14 protein-coding genes are annotated in these 14,570 nt (G+C 44.1%); 5 read left to right on the top strand and 9 right to left on the bottom strand.

Annotation, left to right across the window (positions count from 1 at the left end):
- Positions 1 to 8 precede the first annotated feature (8 nt).
- Positions 9 to 902, top strand: coding sequence for a hypothetical protein (locus DVB69_RS15230; RefSeq protein WP_116019965.1), 894 nt, complete (start codon positions 9 to 11; stop codon positions 900 to 902).
- Positions 903 to 940: 38 nt separating this feature from the next.
- On the opposite strand, the gene tatC is transcribed toward DVB69_RS15230, so the two are convergent.
- From tatC to DVB69_RS15210, 4 genes are read right to left on the bottom strand one after another with little or no spacing between them, the layout of a single operon-like run.
- Positions 941 to 1,852, bottom strand: a complete 912-nt coding sequence (tatC, locus tag DVB69_RS15225; protein ID WP_116019964.1) for a twin-arginine translocase subunit TatC — start codon at positions 1,850 to 1,852, stop codon at positions 941 to 943.
- A gap of 8 nt (positions 1,853 to 1,860) precedes the next feature.
- On the bottom strand, positions 1,861 to 2,073 hold the full coding sequence (tatA, locus tag DVB69_RS15220; protein WP_116019963.1) for a twin-arginine translocase TatA/TatE family subunit: 213 nt from the start codon (positions 2,071 to 2,073) through the stop codon (positions 1,861 to 1,863).
- 20 nt (positions 2,074 to 2,093) lie between these two features.
- Positions 2,094 to 3,806, bottom strand: a complete 1,713-nt coding sequence (locus tag DVB69_RS15215; RefSeq protein WP_116019962.1) for a GMC family oxidoreductase — start codon at positions 3,804 to 3,806, stop codon at positions 2,094 to 2,096.
- A gap of 22 nt (positions 3,807 to 3,828) precedes the next feature.
- The gene (locus tag DVB69_RS15210) at positions 3,829 to 4,578 is read right to left on the bottom strand and encodes a gluconate 2-dehydrogenase subunit 3 family protein (RefSeq protein ID WP_116019961.1); all 750 of its coding nucleotides are present in this window, start codon (positions 4,576 to 4,578) and stop codon (positions 3,829 to 3,831) included.
- A gap of 303 nt (positions 4,579 to 4,881) precedes the next feature.
- Here DVB69_RS15210 and DVB69_RS15205 point away from each other — a divergent pair, with 303 nt between their 5' ends.
- From DVB69_RS15205 to DVB69_RS15195, 3 genes are read left to right on the top strand one after another with little or no spacing between them, the layout of a single operon-like run.
- Positions 4,882 to 5,631, top strand: coding sequence for a DeoR/GlpR family DNA-binding transcription regulator (locus DVB69_RS15205; RefSeq protein ID WP_116019960.1), 750 nt, complete (start codon positions 4,882 to 4,884; stop codon positions 5,629 to 5,631).
- Entirely contained in the window at positions 5,628 to 6,557 is a 930-nt protein-coding gene (pfkB, locus tag DVB69_RS15200) for a 1-phosphofructokinase (protein ID WP_116019959.1), read from the top strand. The genes DVB69_RS15205 and pfkB overlap by 4 nt, the downstream gene beginning before the upstream one ends.
- Positions 6,554 to 8,449 (top strand): PTS fructose transporter subunit IIABC, encoded by a 1,896-nt coding sequence (locus tag DVB69_RS15195; RefSeq protein ID WP_116019958.1) that lies wholly within the window; start codon positions 6,554 to 6,556, stop codon positions 8,447 to 8,449. Before pfkB ends, DVB69_RS15195 begins: the two co-directional genes overlap by 4 nt.
- 45 nt (positions 8,450 to 8,494) lie before the next feature.
- Here DVB69_RS15195 and DVB69_RS15190 read toward each other — a convergent pair whose 3' ends face one another.
- On the bottom strand, positions 8,495 to 9,196 hold the full coding sequence (locus tag DVB69_RS15190; protein WP_116019957.1) for an SDR family oxidoreductase: 702 nt from the start codon (positions 9,194 to 9,196) through the stop codon (positions 8,495 to 8,497).
- Between the two features lie 467 nt (positions 9,197 to 9,663).
- Positions 9,664 to 10,728 (bottom strand): permease, encoded by a 1,065-nt coding sequence (locus DVB69_RS15185; RefSeq protein ID WP_233505428.1) that lies wholly within the window; start codon positions 10,726 to 10,728, stop codon positions 9,664 to 9,666.
- 419 nt (positions 10,729 to 11,147) lie between these two features.
- Between DVB69_RS15185 and DVB69_RS15180 the strand changes: the two genes are divergently transcribed.
- Positions 11,148 to 12,380 (top strand): MFS transporter, encoded by a 1,233-nt coding sequence (locus tag DVB69_RS15180; protein ID WP_116019956.1) that lies wholly within the window; start codon positions 11,148 to 11,150, stop codon positions 12,378 to 12,380.
- Between the two features lie 52 nt (positions 12,381 to 12,432).
- Here DVB69_RS15180 and speB read toward each other — a convergent pair whose 3' ends face one another.
- From speB to speD, 3 genes are read right to left on the bottom strand one after another with little or no spacing between them, the layout of a single operon-like run.
- Complete coding sequence (gene speB / locus DVB69_RS15175) at positions 12,433 to 13,293, bottom strand: agmatinase (protein WP_233505427.1); 861 nt, start codon at positions 13,291 to 13,293, stop codon at positions 12,433 to 12,435.
- Entirely contained in the window at positions 13,283 to 14,137 is an 855-nt protein-coding gene (gene speE, locus DVB69_RS15170; protein WP_116019954.1) for a polyamine aminopropyltransferase, read from the bottom strand. The genes speB and speE overlap by 11 nt, the downstream gene beginning before the upstream one ends.
- Positions 14,134 to 14,568, bottom strand: coding sequence for an adenosylmethionine decarboxylase (speD, locus tag DVB69_RS15165; protein WP_116019953.1), 435 nt, complete (start codon positions 14,566 to 14,568; stop codon positions 14,134 to 14,136). The genes speE and speD overlap by 4 nt, the downstream gene beginning before the upstream one ends.
- Positions 14,569 to 14,570 lie beyond the last annotated feature (2 nt).

Raw genomic sequence — 14,570 nt, 5'->3', positions numbered from 1 at the left:
CTCTACATATGAAGAAAACAGGACTTTTGCTACTTATTATTTTTTTACTTGCAGCATGCAGTTCTAATAAGGTACCGTCACAGAAAGAGGACGACATCGATAGCGACTCAGCTGAAGAGAATGCGGAACAAACGAATGAAAACGGTAAGGAGATTACCCCAACTTCATCTGACGAAATCGTGGATAGTCAAACATCTGATGAAGACGGAGAGTTGTACGACGAAGCAAAAATGAGGACCGTTGAAATCCCTTCCGTCTATGACAATGAAGGGAATTTCCCTAAAAACCTTACACAAGAAGAATATGAACAGTTAGCCAAAGAACAAGGAATTGTCCGCTATGCACTTGATGATCACCCAGTGAGAGGCATTACAAGCCAAGGCGGTAAGGTAACAAATGTAACCAATCTAGGGGATGCTTTGATTGATATTACAGAAAGTCGGGCTTATCAATTACAAGATTCTGTACTCCCTGAGGCCTATCAATTATTTCTTCAAACACGTGCTGAGGAATTCGCTACCACCCCTGATTCCGAATATCGTACTTGGGAGGAAGCGACTAATCTAGAACGAAGTATCATGCAAATTGTTCTTCTGATTGCACCTTCCTTAAATGATCTTGGATATCTCATTGAGAATGATGAGTTTGAACACCCGGTATTCCCAATCATTCAAGAAGATTTCTTCGACCTTGGATCTCCAACTGTATTAGTTCCTGGTCCACAGACGGGAACGGATATGGCGCTATTTGAAGAAATGATGAAAATGAAAACGATGTGGGAGGAAATTGGAAAGTTTGATAATCCTGCAGAAAATAAGGAAGCATTTGTAGAAACATACAAAACACTTCGTAGTGAAACAAATAATTTAATCGTCCGTGTAAATTTCGCACTTACTGAATGATAAAAAACCCGCTTTGCACATTGTGCAAAGCGGGTTTTTTAGGCTACATCAGCTGCTGCTGCTGCTAAACGTTTTTCGGTTCGGGTGACAAGGAATATACTTGCTTCGTATAAACCTATCATCGGAATTAGAATAATGAGCTGACTGAAGAAGTCAGGTGGAGTAATGAGTGCTGATATGACTCCTAGCACTACATATGACCATTTTCTCACCTTTTTCATAGATCCTGAAGTAAGAATTCCAATCGCGGAAAGGAATAACGCAACCACAGGTAATTCAAACAGTAAACCAATTGGCATTGTTGTTATCAAGAGAAAGCGTGCATACTCTTGTGCCGAAACCATCACGTCAAAGTTCATACTACCGAGTTTGACTAAGAAATTGTAGCTAAGCGGGTTCACAACAAAGTAACCAAATGCTATTCCTGCTACGAACAATATTAGGATCGCAGGAGAGTATAGACTTAAAAAACGACTTTCCTTTTCATTTAGACCCGGTTTCACAAATTTCCACAAGAAGTGGCAGAGAAATGGAACAGATAGTCCAAATGCAAGTGCAGCTGAAATGGTCGTGTAAAACGAAATGACTTCCATCGGACTCAAAACAATTAACGTGTACCCGTGTGTAATGTAAGGGAACCATACGTTAATGGTACTGAATGCGGCGATGAAAAACACCAAGAAAACAACAATACTTTTGATCAGCTGTTTTCGTAATTCACTTAGGTGTTCTACGAGGTTGGAATCTCCACCCTCGTCTTCGGTTTCATCTTTTGTTTCTTCGGGTGGAATAATTCCGTTCTCGTCCGTAGGAGTCGTGAGTGCTGGTGTCTTTAAGACCTCTTCATCTGCAGCATCCGATTTAGCTTCTACGGACAATTCAGCTTCTTCTTTATTCTTTTTATCTAATGGACTTAATATTTTCCGATTATGATCTCCATATGGATCCATCGTTTCACCTACTTCTCTGTATCAGAAGTTTTGCTAGCTTCAGTTTTTTTAACTTCAGCTTTCTCATCATCATCCATAATATCTTTTGCAGACTTTTTAAATTCAGCAAGTGTCTTTCCTACCGCAGAACCAACCTCAGGTAATTTACGAGGTCCGAACAAAATTAGTACAATTACAAGAATGATAATAAGCCCTGGTACTCCAATAGCTGCTAAGTTCATATCTTTTTTCCCCTTCCAAATTAGACGAGCATGCCGCCTTGTTTACGGTATTTCTGAATCCCTTCAGCTGTTCGGTAAGCTAGTGCTCCGACAGTAGCCGTTGGGTTATAACCACTATTGTGATTAAAGTTTCCTGCGCCTACCACAAAAAGATTTTCCATATCCCAATGCTGTAGATAGTTGTTTACGACACTTGAATCAGGATCCGCACCCATTATTGTACCACCCGTATTGTGCGTAGATTGATATGGTGCAACGTCATAGTCGCCTAAAGGTCCACCGCCCTCAGTCTTCTTAGCGCCCATACCTTTCATAACCTCAACAGTCTTTTCGGTAATAAATTTGTGTAAGTTTCGATCTTGTTCCGTAAAGTTGTACGTTAACCCTAACAATGGTACACCATATTTATCTTTGTATGTTGAATCCAGTGATAAATAATTATGTTTGTGTGGCATCGAAGCACCTTGTCCAAAAACATATAGCGAACGTGTATAGTTTTGAATGGACGCCTTTTTAAACTCAGCTCCCCACATAGGGACGTCAGAAGGGACCGGATTGCTTAAAATTGGACGGTCACCGGATTGGACAAATGAAATACTAGCTCCATGAATGAAATCCAATTTGCTATGGTCAAAGGCATCACCATTGAAATCATCAATTGTCATTCCAAGTGCGCCTGCACCCATGAATGTATTCATTTGCTCATCAAAGAACCCTGCAGCTCCTGGTTCAATCTGGTAGCAATAATTTTTTCCAAGCGAACCTTTTCCAGTTGCCGGATCATACTGTTCACCAATATTCGATACCATGAGCAGTTTAGCATTATTCATCACATAACTAGTGAGCACAACAACATCGGCAGGCTGGATGAACTCTTCGCCCGATTGCGTATCGACAAAGCGAACCCCTGTTACCTTATTACCTTTTTTCAGAACTTCAACAACATTCGCATCGAAAATAATATCATAATTTCCTGTCGCTCTTGCAGTAGGAATTACTGTAACCTCTGGTGAAGATTTCGCACCATACTCACAACCAAATCGCTCACAGAATCCACAATATTGACAGCCACCGATTTTTGATCCATCTGGATTTTCGTAAGGTTCTGAAAGTGTTGCCGCAGGAACCATATATGGATGATATCCAAGATCAGTTGTTGATTTCTCAAACTTTTTCAACAACGGTGTTTTTTTCATTGGTGGTGTCGGAAAGGCAGATGAACGCTTTCCCCAAAACGGGTTCGTATCTTCACCCGACAGACCAGCTGTTTTTTCAAACTTATCATAATAAGGTTCCAGCTCATCGTAAGTTATGCCCCAGTCAGACAACAAATAATCTGATGACAGCTTATTTTTACCGTATTTCTTATCAGTTTGTGATTTAATCTCAAAATCATATGGAAGAAAGCGATATGTCATCCCGTTCCAGTGGGTTCCAGCTCCTCCTAAACCTTCACCTAGAAGGAATGACCCTAATTGACGCATTGGCAATGCACGTTGTTTGATATTATTACGAACTGTCACAGTTTCTTTAGACAAATCCTGCATCAACTCGTACCTTACTGCATAGCGATACTCGTCATGCACCATCGAGAAGTCTCTTGTGCCACGATCTTTTCCTCGCTCTAACCCACGTACTTTCATTCCCGCTTTCGCACATTCAGCAGCGATAATACCGCCTGTCCAACCAACACCAACTGTTACTACATCTACTTTATCGAGCGTCTTTACCACTGTGACTTACCTCCCTCTTTGATTAATGTTGCATACTGCTAATGGATTTAGGCTCGAACTTCTTAAATTTATCGTCCTCAATGTCATTGATATAAGACATTTGATGACCCGGGAATCCTTTCATCTTCCATCCTTCCATGTTTGCATTTCCGTTATAAATCGGATCTGCATAAGCACCTTCTAGAGTTGCCGAACGGAGTAAACCGAAGAAGAATGAGGCAGACGCCCCTTTCATTGGCACAGCATTCTTTTGCAAATCAGTAAGGATTTCATCCATCTGACCAGCTTCGATTTCTGTGAAGTCCTTGTCAAACCTCTTGTTCGCTTCGCTGTCCATTAATGCAATACCTACACGGTAAATGTCTGAACGGCTCATGCGGCTTTGGTATCCTTGCGTTGGCTCACCCTCGTAGAATGGGCCTTGCATATATTCCTTCGCATTGCTGCCATAATTACCAGCAAGTTGATTGTCAATAAAAAATGGGACGCCTAGACCGATTGCACCTGGTCCTAGATCATCCTCAGGAAAAATACGTTCTGTAGCTTGGGAGAGTACGTCAAACTCATGTTGATTTTGAAAAAACATAAGTCCTCGATTCGCATCGGAATTTTCATGCTTCATATCCATAGTATCGTTGCTGGAAGTATCACTTTTTTTCGCGTTAAAACCAACCAGTCCGCCAATTAGTCCTCCACCGACTAACGTACCTGCCGCAATACCGCTTGTTTTCAAAAAGTCCCGTCTTGAGACACCTTTTTTTGAATCTGCCATGTAAATTCCCTCCTAACTAATTTATGTGTGTGGCATTAATTCTTTATCCTTCGTTTAATTGTATAAACGAATTACAAGATTACGTGAAAAACACGTCATTTTTTGTCGAATAATGTCGATATTCGCGTTTTATTTTATCAGAGTAAAGGAATAGGGTCAATAACTATTTCGGATTCTAAAATAATTTACTGTCTAATTAAATTTCCCTATGAATGTTTTTGAACGTTTTTGAAATATTTTGGTTGAGTTCAGAATACTCTAGGTATATGATGAATGTAACGAGATTGGTTAAGGGGGATTCCCATGCTAGAGACTGAACGTCATCATCTAATAGTGAAGTTGTTAGAGCACAACCAAACGGTTCGCTTGCAAGACATCACTACTGAAACAGGTTCTTCAGAGTCTACAATACGACGTGATTTAATAGAATTAGAGCGCCAAAGAAAACTAAAACGAGTACACGGTGGTGCAGCAAAGCTACAAGGAAAACTCCAGGAATCTTCTATGTCTGAAAAAACATCTAAAAACCTTCAAACAAAACAACAAATCGGTCAACTAGCTGCTTCTTATATCCAAGAAGGCGACACGATCTACTTAGATGCCGGGTCTACCGTGTTTGAAATGATTCCCTTTCTTCCTCCATCTATCATTGTCGTGACCAATGGAATTTCTCATACGGATGCCCTGCTTGAACGTGGTTGTAAAACGATTCTAACGGGTGGGATTGCAAAACCTTCCACCAAAGCTTTAATTGGCAGAGGTGCTGTTCATAGTCTTCAACACTATCGTTTTGATAAGTGTTTTCTAGGTGTGAATGGCATCCATCCGGATTATGGGTTTACCACTCCTGATGAAGAAGAAGCACAAATCAAAGAACTCGCGATTCAATTATCAAGAGAAGCTTATATTTTGGCAGACCATTCTAAGTTTCAAGAAGTGGCCTTTGCGAAGTTCGCTGGCCTTTCACAAGCAGTTGTCGTAACGACAAGTGAGAGCTCCGAATCCTTACAAGCATTCCCGAAGAATACGAAATTGGAGGTGATTGTCGAATGATCTATACAGTGACGCTGAATCCCTCATTGGATTATTTACTGACTCTCGATTCCCTATCACTAGGTGCGTTAAATCGTTCGACCTCAGATCATTTTTTAGCTGGTGGTAAGGGCATAAATGTCTCACAAGTGTTGACGACGTTAGGTGTCCCAAGTAGCGCACTTGGCTTCACTGGAGGGTTTACTGGACAGGAAGTTGAACGACTCCTGCAAAAAGCCGGCATTTCTACAAATTTCATATCCGTCGAAGGAGAAACACGAGTGAACGTGAAAATACGTGCTGCTGAAGAAACGGAAGTAAATGCAACTGGCCCCATTATCGACGCTCTCCGTTTTGAAAAGTTGAAAGCACAAGTGAAAAACTTAGGCAGGCATGATGTACTCGTACTATCTGGCAGTATCCCTTCTTCGCTTCCTGAAGACACCTACGAACAATTTGCACGGTTATGCAAAAAGTCGGGTATCCGTTTTGTTGTCGACGCTGAAGGTACTTCTTTGTTAAAGACACTTCCTTACCGCCCGTTTCTTATTAAGCCGAACCACCATGAACTAGGGGAAATGGTCGGTGCTGAAGTAAATTCGCTGCATGATGCAGTGAAGCATGCGAAAACGCTCGTCCACCTTGGTGCCGAACAGGTAATTGTATCGCTGGCCGGCGCGGGAGCCGTGTATGTAAATGATTCGCTTTCACTCATTGCCAATGCACCTAAAGGCACAGTTCAAGGATCTGTCGGTGCTGGAGACTCCATGGTTGCTGGATTCCTCGCGTCACTTGAACAAGATGAAACAATAGAACAGGCATTTAAAATGAGCATCGCTTCCGGAAGTGCTACCGCGTTTTCCGATCGATTATGTACGAAACAACAAGTTGACGCGTTACTACCTCAAGTTGTAGTGACATCATTAGAAGGAGGGAATGGACAATGAGGATTACCGAATTGTTAACGGCTGATACGATTTTACTTGGGCTTAAGGGAACAGACAAACCAACGGTCATCGAAGAACTAGTGGATGTGCTTGACAGAGCCGGGAAACTAAATGATCGCTCTGCATTCAAAAAAGCCATTTTGAATCGAGAGTCACAAAGCACGACTGGGATTGGCGATGGTGTCGCAATCCCCCATGCGAAAACGAGTGCCGTTAAGGTTCCAGCGATTGCATTTGGTCGTTCGGAAGCGGGGGCGGAATACGAATCGCTTGACGGACAGCCGGCTCATTTGTTCTTCATGATAGCAGCTGAAGACGGTGCAAACCGCATGCATTTGAAAGCGCTCGCACGGTTGTCCACGGTACTTATGAACGAAGACGTACGCAAGCAATTACTCAAAGCTTCATCGAAAGAAGAGATATTGTCACTCATTGACGCACATGATCAGCCGGATGAAGAACCCGCTCCTTCGACGCCGCCACCATCGGCGGATTCGTCTAAACCATATGTAGTTGCTGTTACTGCTTGTCCTACAGGGATTGCCCACACGTATATGTCCGCAGATTCACTCAAAAACAAAGCGGCAGAGCTCGGAATCCCGTTCAAAGTCGAAACGAACGGATCGGGTGGTGCACAAAACGTGTTGACTGCTGAGGATATTGAGCGTGCAACGGCTGTTATTGTTGCTGCGGATACCAATGTCTCAATGGGGCGTTTCGCTGGGAAACATGTAATTGAAGTTCCTGTTGCAGAAGGGATTCGGAAGCCGAAGGAATTACTTGACCGCGCGGTGAAACAAGATGCACCTGTGTATAAGGGCAGTTCGAGCGCTGATTCAGAGGCTGGTGAAGAATCAGCATTGACTAAAGGAATTGGATCTACAATTTACAAGCATTTGATGAGCGGTGTGTCAAACATGCTTCCATTTGTAATCGGTGGCGGGATACTTATTGCCATCGGATTCTTGTTCGGGCCAAACTCATTTAAACCAGATGACCCGTCCTATAATGCATTTGCTGCTGTATTGAATACAATTGGTGGCGGAAATGCGTTCGCGTTAATGGTTCCTGTCCTCGCAGGGTTCATCGCCCTTAGTATCGCGGATCGTCCTGGTTTTGCCCCTGGTATGGTCGGTGGATTAATGGCTGCTACGAGTGGTGCTGGTTTCCTCGGTGGAATCATCGCAGGTTTCCTTGCCGGTTACTTGGTAGTCGGATTAAAGAAGTGGCTTTCTGCACTTCCTCCTTCATTGGACGGGATTAAGACGATTTTGCTCTATCCATTACTTGGAATCGCAGGCACAGGACTTATCATGCATTACGTCGTGAATACGCCATTCAGTGCTCTCAATACCGCCATTTCCGCATGGTTAACAGGACTCGGTACAGGGAATGCGGTAATGCTTGGGATTGTCCTTGGATTAATGATGGCAATTGATATGGGGGGGCCTATCAACAAAGCTGCCTATTTGTTCGGTACAGGATTACTCGCAAGCGGCGTGTACGAACCGATGGCTGCAATCATGGCAGCTGGAATGGTTCCACCTTTCGCCATTGCAATCGCAACAACCGTTTTCAGAAACCGATTCTCTCTTCAACAACGGGAAGCTGGCAAAGTGAACTACATTATGGGGGCATCATTCATCACTGAAGGTGCGATTCCATTCGCAGCAGCAGATCCGCTGCGCGTCATTCCCTCTGTAATGGTTGGTGCAGGAATTGCTGGTGGTTTATCGATGGCGTTCCACATCGGTTTACAAGCACCTCATGGCGGGATATTCGTCTTCCCTCTCGTTGACGGAAGTTGGATGCTCTATTTACTCGCTGTGGCCATTGGATCGATTGTATCCGCGATTCTCCTTGGTATTTTGAAGAAGCCTGTGTCTTCTTAACCTAAAAAAGTCGACTTCGTCATATGCGAAGTCGACTTTTTTCTATTAAACAGGTCTTATCGTGATTTCATTGACGTTGACATAGTCAGGCTGTGTAACTGCGTAAACAACCGCTTTTGCGATATCCGATGTTTGAAGTTTCTTGCGATCGCCCCAGTCGTACTTTTCCCCTAATCGAGTGTCGACCAATCCCGGAGAGATATTGGTCACTCGGACACCTGTTTTTGCAAGTTCTTTTTCGAGACCCATAGAGATTGCACGGACGGCAAATTTAGTTGCGCTGTAAACTGTGCTTGTTTTTGTCACTTCTGTTGCAGAAACGGAAGCGATGTTAATAAGATGACCTGCCCCTTTTTCAAGCATGGATGGCAGTACGGCGTTGATGCCGAACAAAACACCTTTAATGTTGACGTCAATCATTTGCTCCCATTCTTCCGTTTTGCCAGAACGCACTTCTGCTGTAAGTACTTGCCCGGCATTGTTGACGTAAATATCTACGCCGCCAAAAGCATCTTTCGCTTTAGCTGCGAGTGCTTCCACATCTGATTGGCTGGATACATCTGTCTTCACAACAAGCACGGAGCCGCCATTGTCTGTAAGTTGTTTTGCTAATTCATGTAACTTTTCTTCGTTGCGTGCAGCAAGAACAACGTTTGCTCCCTGTTCCGCAAGTTCCTTTGCAATACCTGAGCCAATCCCGCTGCTTGCACCTGTAACAATTGCCGTTTTCCCAGTGAGTTGTTTCATCCAAAATCCCTCCTACTAGTCGTTGAAGTGAGTGTATCATACCCTACAGACACGAGCTTGATTAAGGATTTTTATTGTTGTTCATTAAAAAAAGGACCGTCTTCAATAGGAGAAGGCCAATGAAAAAGTCCTTTAATATTTGTTGTGTATAGGAGACTGTTGATTTCCCCTTCAGGCGGACGCTTTCTGAGGGGCTCGATTTCAGCCTCCTCGTCGCTTCGCTCCTGCGGGGTCTTCAATCTTCGCTGATCCCTCCAGAGTCGCCGCCTTCTTCTCCAATCAACGAGGATTCTTCATTCGTCAGTAGATAGTCAAAATCTTCATAATCATAAATGGAAAGATAATGAAAGAGGCACCATTTCGTTCAAGTTTGAACGAAATAGTGCCTCTTTTTTAACTATACAACTTGTTAGCTTGAAAAAAGTAAGTTTTTTCATGTCCTCCAATAGGAGACGGTTCTTTTTGTTTCACAGTATATAATTCCCTGCAATTCCTGCAACAACGCCTAGCACAACGACAGATACACTGACGAAGACGAGAACACGTTTAGGGAACGACTTTGAAACGAGCAATAATGACGGCAAACTAACAGCTGGCAATGTAAGCAACAATGCTGCTGCCGGGCCACCGCCCATTCCGTATGCCATGAATGTCTGGATGATTGGAATTTCTGCAGCTGTTGGAATGACAAACAACATGCCGCCAATCGCAATAAGCACTAGTAACAAAATTGAACTTCCTGTCGCTTCCCCTAATTGTGGGAACAACCACCCTTTCACTGCACCCATCAACAAAACGGATAGGAAGTACGCCGGTAATATGAACAATGTCATTTTCCCTAGACTCTTGAGCCAGCGCATAAGAAACGAACCTTGTTCTTCCTCAGCAGCTTGCTGTAATAACTTTTCCGTATCCACCGGTTTAACGGCTGGGGCGAATCGGTTCGCTAAATAGCTCACACCAAACGTCAAAATTATTCCAAACACTAACCGAAGCGCCGTGAACTTCCAAGACAATACGAATGTCATGAACACGAGCGCCGCTGGATTTAACGTTGGATTTCCAATCCAAAATGCAAGTGCCGCACCAACTGATACATTCTTTTTGCGGAGACCTACTGCTACAGGGGCTGCGCAACACGTGCACATCATGCCCGGTACTGCAGCGAGTCCGCCAGCAGCTGTACTTGCGAATGATGTTTTACCAAGTACACGAATAAGCCAATTTGCTGGCAGAAGCACTTGCAATAATGAGCCTAATAGAATTCCGAGCACTGCGGCTTTCCATACTGCAGCAAAATACGTTACTGCATAGTCCCACGCTCCTGAAAAAGAAGCTGACTCCGCTTTTCCGGGGTCTGTTCCTAAAATTGAGTCCCCGATGGAATGTGTCGTAATCGCAGTAATACTCTTGCCCACATACGGCATCCATTTAACATAGGTAAGACCAATGATCGCAATTGCTAAAAACGTTAAGCTATATAGAAGAACTCGTTTAGACTGAGTTTGATGATGTACTTCTGTCGTATTCACGATATAACCTCCATCCAAAAATTGAAGAACTGAATAATTATAGCATTAATGAACGACATCTGCGTTAAAAAATATTAATCGAAAACTCCAACATTGCTAGTACCAGTAAAAATATCTTGTACAACTAAATTTCTTCTGGTAGTATAAAAACAATTAAATTGCTCCTTTAACACGGTCCAGAGAGGCCGGAAAGGGTACCGGATTGTAAGACTGGCTCTGCCTTGTCTTACGTGATTTGTCGTACTTTGCCCTTGCTGTCCTCCAAGACGGCGAGGGCATTTTTTGTGCACATTTAACTACTGAGCACTCTTTTAATAAGCGTTCTGTGAGACGCAAAAAGAGGATGGCAATCGCCGTGAATAACGGTTCCATTCTTCTTACGTTGAGCAACACCCTACAATAGGAAGGCGGAACATACGATGAATTATCAAAAGAAAACGGTGGTGGCTTCAGTCGCCGGTCTTACTCTTGAAGGCATGGATATCATGTTCATTTCCTTCGCAATGACGATGATCATTGCGGACTTCGGAATCGACTTTGCAACAGGCGGTCTGATCTCATCTGTTACAAATATCGGTATGCTCGTCGGAGGCGTGCTCTTCGGGATTTTAGCAGATAAATTCGGACGCGTTAAAGTGTTCACATATAGTATTCTATTGTTCGCACTTGGAACAGCCCTTACTGGACTTGCAGCGAACATTGAACAAATTTATATCTACCGCTTCATCGCTGGACTTGGTGCTGGTGGAGAATATGGAATAGGAATGGCACTCGTTGCGGAAGCATGGCCTAAAAACAAACAAGGTCGCGCATCCTCTTATGTTAGCGTTGGGGCTCAATACGGTGTCATCTTAGCTGCATTGCTAAGCGCACTCATTTTACCTGCGTTCGGTTGGAGAGCATTGTTCTTCGTTGGCATCATCCCAGTCATCTTTGCATTCATCGTGCGTCGTAATTTGGATGAATCCCCTGAGTGGCTCGAATCTCAGAAATTGAAAAAAGCTGCGCAGAAAAAAGAGAATGCCGGGAAACTTCGTTTGCTTGTTGCTTCCCCACGGGTTGCATTTACAACAGTTACACTCGCTGTCATGGCGACTGTCCAAATTGCAGGGTACAACGGCTTGATGATCTGGTTGCCTTCAATGTTGCAACAATCACAAGGGCTTTCTGTTTCAAGTTCGGCTCTATGGACAATCAGTACAGCAGTTGGAATGATCGCAGGTATGCTCGTCTTCGGGCAAATCATGGACAGACTCGGTGCGAAAAAAGCGTATGGTCTCTTCTTAATCGCATCAGCCATAGCCGTCTTCCTGTACAGCTATGCAACAGGCAGTGCCGGGGTTCTGATTGGTGGAGCTATCGTTGGGTTCTTCTCTAACGGGATGTTCGCAGGATACGGAGCTTTGATCAGCAGTTTCTACCCAGTGGAAATCCGAAGTACTGCAACGAATACTATTTTCAACTTTGGACGTGCTGTCGGCGGTTTCTCACCAATACTCGTCGGGTACATCTTGCAAAACTATGATATGACTGCTGCGATGATTTACCTCGCAATCCTGTTCTGTGTGTCATTCATCTTCATGTTGACACTTTCGCATACACAGAAGGAAAGTCCATCTAGTGTAAGCACACCTACTGTAGACTTAAATTAATCCATAAAGAAAGCCGTCCCTCTAAACTTGGGACGGCTTTCTTATATATAGATCACTTTGCTAGCGTCAGCAACATCTCTCGAATGGTCTTACAAGCAACTGCTGTCGAGGCACCTGACGGATCGTATTGTGGTGATAATTCTACGACGTCTGTCGCTACGATATTTTCAAGTGTTTGAAGGTGTCCAATCGCCGCGAGCAATTCCCGGTATGTGAGGCCACCAGGCTCAGGCGTTCCGGTACCGGGGAATGTTCCAGGATCCAGTACATCCAAGTCTATCGTCACATACACGGGGACGTCTTTCAACGAGTTTACCACTTCGGGTAACGTATCAAGTGTGAACTTTTCCAAATGGGTATGCGTCTTTGCCCAGTCAAACTCACTCTTCAAGCCGGAGCGGATTCCGAACTGAAAGATGCGTCCGTCACCGAGAAAATCGTGGCAGCGCCGAATAACGGATGCGTGCGATAGTGGCTCCCCCATATAGTCTTCTCGTAAATCGGTATGCGCATCAATGTGGATGACATGCAGATCTGGGAACGTGTCGTAAGCCGCTCTGATGGAAGGCAAGCTGACTAAATGCTCTCCTCCTATCATGAGAAACTTCTTCCCATCCGCCAAGACTTGACCGCTGAACGTTCCAATTTGTTGAAGGACACGCTCCGTATTCCCGAACGGTAATTCCAAGTCACCGTGGTCGAAAACGCAAGCATCTTCGAGGTCTTTATCCAAATAAGGAGAATACGTCTCTAAGCCATAGGAATCCGGACGAATCGCTTGGCCTGCAAATCGGGTACCAGGTCTGAAACTAGTCGTTCCGTCAAATGGTGAACCGAATAATACGATATCCGCTTCTTCATAGGGTGTTTCACAGCCGATGAAGGGATTTGTATTCAACACATTATTCTTCACTATCTAGCGCCTCCCGCACATAACTCGGCAATGCAAATGCTCCGCGATGAAGATCTGTATTGTAATACTTCGTCTTCAAACCGAGTGCGTTCCACTTTGTCGCATCTGCATCTTTCAATGGATCAAGAGATTTCGAAGCGAAACCGAACAGCCAGTGGCCCGATGGATACGTCGGCATATGATATTGATAAACACGTGCGACAGGGAAGATTTTTTTAATCTTCGTGCGCGCTTTTTTCATGTTCTCTGCATACTCCGAGAAATACGGTGACTCATGCTGGTTGATCAAGATCCCTTTGTCATTTAACACACGATAGCATTCCTTGTAAAAGGCTGTCGTGAACAACCCTTCTCCTACTGAAACCGGGTCAGTAGAATCGACGAGAATTAAGTCAAAAGAAGCGTCTGGTGCATTTTGGACATATGCAAGTCCGTCACCGAAAGCGAGTTCCATGCGCGGGTCTTCTTCTACACCTGCTGCTGTAATTGGTAAGTACTGTTGGCACAGACGGAATACTTGCTCATCTATTTCAGCAAGGACAACTTGTTCCACGCCTGGATAGCGCAATACTTCACGCGCAGTCCCCCCGTCTCCGCCGCCGATCACGAGCACTTTCTTAATCTCTGGATTCGTTGCGAAAGCCGGGTGGACAATCATGTCGTGGTAGATGAATTCGTCTTTTTCGTTGACCATCATCAAGCCATCTAGCGTGAAAAACGTACCGAATTCTTTGCCTTCATAAAAATCGATTTGCTGGAACGGCGACTTTTCGCTGTGCAGATGCTTTTCATATCCTACAGAAAACTTGCAGTCCTCGCTCCATTGTTCTGTATACCAACTCATACGTTTGCACCTGCCAATATTGGTTTCACAGTCACTTCTTCAATCTCACGCTCTGCAAACTGACGAATCTTTTCGACCATGCCACGTGGTACTTCAAATGACTCCACCTTTTTGGCTTGTAGCTTCTCAGCCAAATAATCAGCCGCTTTCCAAGGGCTTACTGAATCGCCACATGTATAAACATCTACAGAAGCAAAGCCGTATTCTGGCCACGTGTGAATCGTAAGGTGAGATTCCGCGATGATGACAGCGCCCGATACCCCGTATGGATTAAAATGATGGAACACTGATTCTACAATGGTAGCTCCTGAATAATCAGCAGCCTCTTTCATGAACTGCTCAATCACTTTGTTGTTCTCTATAATTTCACTCGGGCACCCATAATATTCAATCAACACGTGGCGTCCTAGCGCCGATAATTCTAAACTCATCG

The sequence above is a fragment of the Sporosarcina sp. BI001-red genome (assembly GCF_003384035.1).
GTDB lineage: Bacteria > Bacillota > Bacilli > Bacillales_A > Planococcaceae > Sporosarcina.
This window is presented reverse-complemented; position numbering and strand designations above follow the sequence as displayed.